Here is a 2345-nt window from a genome sequence, read left to right as displayed (position 1 = left end):
TCTGGCGGGTGAAAGCCGCGCGCCCGAAGCTCGGGCGCTTCCTCGTGTACTGGACCGTGCTGACGCTCGGCGCGGTGCTGGCCGCGGCGAGCCTGGCCCTGTCGGCGCGGTTCTTCGCACTGGCACTGTTCGCGACGCGCGCCGGGCACGTTGTCGAGTCGGCGATGCTGCAGCTCGCGCCGATCATGATCGAGGTGGCCGCCTTCGCGACGATCTACCGCGTCGTGCCGCACCGCACGGTCAAGTGGCGGCATGCCGTGTCGGGCGCGCTGCTCGCCACGTTCGGCTTCGAGGCCGCGAAATGGGGCATGGGCGTCTACCTCGGCAGCTTCAACAGCTATGCGCGCATCTACCAGCAGCTGGCGATCATTCCGATCTTCATGCTGTGGATCTACGTCGGCTGGCTGGCGATCCTGCTCGGCGCGTCGTTCGCCGCCTCGCTCTCGGCCTTCCGGTACCAGCCGGTGAGCCAGCGACTGCCCAACGGCTACGAGATGTACGGCCTGCTGCGCCTGCTCGCCCGCTTCGACGAGGCGCGCCATTCCGGCAAGGGGCTGCATGCCGACGACATCCTGCGCAACGAGCCGATGCTGACCGACGCGCTGGTGCAGCAGATGCTGGCGCAACTGTGCGTGATCAACGTGGTGCGGCGGGCGGAGGACGGCGAATGGCTGCTCGCGCGCGACCTCGACGAGCTCACCCTCGCCGAGCTGTACGAGGCCTGCCACCTGCGCATCCCGATCGCCGAGGCGCACCTGCCGTGCCGGGACGACGCCTTCGGCGTGCCGATCACGCGCGCGATCGACGACCTGCGCATTCCCCTGCGCGACCTGCTCAAGCGTCGCGTCAACTCGTTGTGGCAATCCGGAGGTTCCGCATGATCCGTCGCGTCGCGACGCTGTCCGTCCTGTCGTTCGCACTCGCCGCCTGCGGCGACCGTGCGACCGCGCCGACCGCCGCATCGGCGCCCGTGACGACCGCGCCCGCGCCCGCCAAGGCGGCGGTCGACCGCCAGCATCCGCGGCTGCAGGTGAAGCTCGTCGACGGCGGCGCCTACGACCTCGCGCAGCACCGCGGGCGTTGGGTGGTGGTCAACTTCTGGGCGACCTGGTGCGGGCCGTGCCTAGAGGAAATGCCGTTGCTGTCCACGCTCGCCGCGCGCGACGACATCGATGTGATCGGCCTCGCCTACGAGGACATCGAGCCGAAGGCGATGCGGGATTTCCTCGCCACGCACAAGCTGGCTTACCCGATCGCGATCATCGACACGATGGATCCGCCGGCGGATTTCGAGACGCCGCGCGGGTTGCCGATGACGGTGATCATCGCGCCCGATGGGCGCGTCGCGAAGACGCTGCTGGGGCCGGTGACGATCGCCGCGATCGAGCAGGCGATCGCGGCGCACGGAACGACGGCCGCGGGATGACCGCCGCGCGTTTCCTCGTTTCGGGCCGCGTGCAGGGCGTCGCGTTCCGCGCGCACGCGCGACGCGAGGCGCAGGCCCTGGGACTGACCGGCCATGCGCGCAACCTCGCCGACGGCCGCGTCGAAATCGAAGCGCACGGCGACGGCCACGCGATCGACGCGTTCGCGCGCTGGCTGGCGCACGGGCCGCCGCTGGCACGCGTGGACGCGGTGTCGCGCACGGACTTCGCCGCGAGCCACGCGCCGGCGGAATTCAGCACCGGCTGAGCCGCGCTTCACCGCATGCCGACGGCACGACCGCGAGGCTCGCGACATGCCGACGACCGACACCCCAGGCGCATGACATTCACCGACGCGATCGGCTGGGGCGCGTCCGCCATCCTCATCGCCACGCTCGCACGACAGGTCTACACGCAGTGGCGCGAGCGCACCACCGACGGCGTGTCGCGCTGGCTGTTCATCGGCCAGCTCTGCGCGAGCATCGGCTTCACGATCTACAGCTGGCGCGTGGGCAACGGCGTGTTCGTGTTCACGAACAGCGTGCTGCTGATCACCGCGATCGTGGGCCAGCTGATCTACAAGCGGAACAAACGCATCGCCGAGCGCGAGGGCTAGGCGTCGAGACCCGCCGGCGGAGCGCCCTCGCGCCACCGCTGCGCCATCTGTACAGCCACGGCGGCCAGCGACGCGGCGAACCCGTCCATGTCGAACAGCGGCGACCTCGCGCGCGCCGCCGCTACGCGCGCCCGGACCGCGGCGAGCGCGCCCGGGTCCCGCCCGAGCTCGATGGCGCGCCGCACGAACGCGGCATCGTCGGCCACGCGCAGGTCGTCGATTCCCAGCGCGGTGACGAGGCTGGCCGCGACGCGCGACGCGAACGTCTCGCCCGGCCGCGTCAGTACGGGGCAGCCCGCCCAGAG

The 2345-nt window shown here is 71.1% G+C and carries 5 protein-coding genes; 4 read left to right on the top strand and 1 reads right to left on the bottom strand.

Annotated features, from left to right (window positions below):
• The 4 genes from E4F61_RS14045 to E4F61_RS14030 form a co-directional block, all read left to right on the top strand.
• Positions 1-881 (top strand): YihY family inner membrane protein (locus E4F61_RS14045; RefSeq protein WP_133480230.1); only part of this gene is annotated, 881 nt, incomplete at its 5' end.
• Positions 878-1426, top strand: coding sequence for a TlpA family protein disulfide reductase (locus E4F61_RS14040; RefSeq protein ID WP_133480229.1), 549 nt, complete (start codon positions 878-880; stop codon positions 1424-1426). The genes E4F61_RS14045 and E4F61_RS14040, both read left to right, overlap by 4 nt.
• Positions 1423-1692 (top strand): acylphosphatase, encoded by a 270-nt coding sequence (locus E4F61_RS14035; RefSeq protein WP_133480044.1) that lies wholly within the window; start codon positions 1423-1425, stop codon positions 1690-1692. The genes E4F61_RS14040 and E4F61_RS14035 overlap by 4 nt, the downstream gene beginning before the upstream one ends.
• Positions 1693-1764: 72 nt before the next feature.
• Entirely contained in the window at positions 1765-2040 is a 276-nt protein-coding gene (locus E4F61_RS14030) for a PQ-loop domain-containing transporter (protein WP_133480043.1), read from the top strand.
• Here E4F61_RS14030 and E4F61_RS14025 read toward each other — a convergent pair.
• A partial coding sequence (locus tag E4F61_RS14025; protein ID WP_484482009.1) for an O-linked N-acetylglucosamine transferase family protein occupies positions 2037-2345 on the bottom strand: 309 nt, incomplete at its 5' end. The genes E4F61_RS14030 and E4F61_RS14025 overlap by 4 nt on opposite strands.

It is taken from the genome of Cognatilysobacter segetis (genome assembly GCF_004359965.1).
Classification (GTDB): domain Bacteria; phylum Pseudomonadota; class Gammaproteobacteria; order Xanthomonadales; family Xanthomonadaceae; genus Cognatilysobacter; species Cognatilysobacter segetis.
Note: the sequence above shows the minus strand (reverse complement) of the source record. Positions and strands in the feature narration are given on the sequence as shown.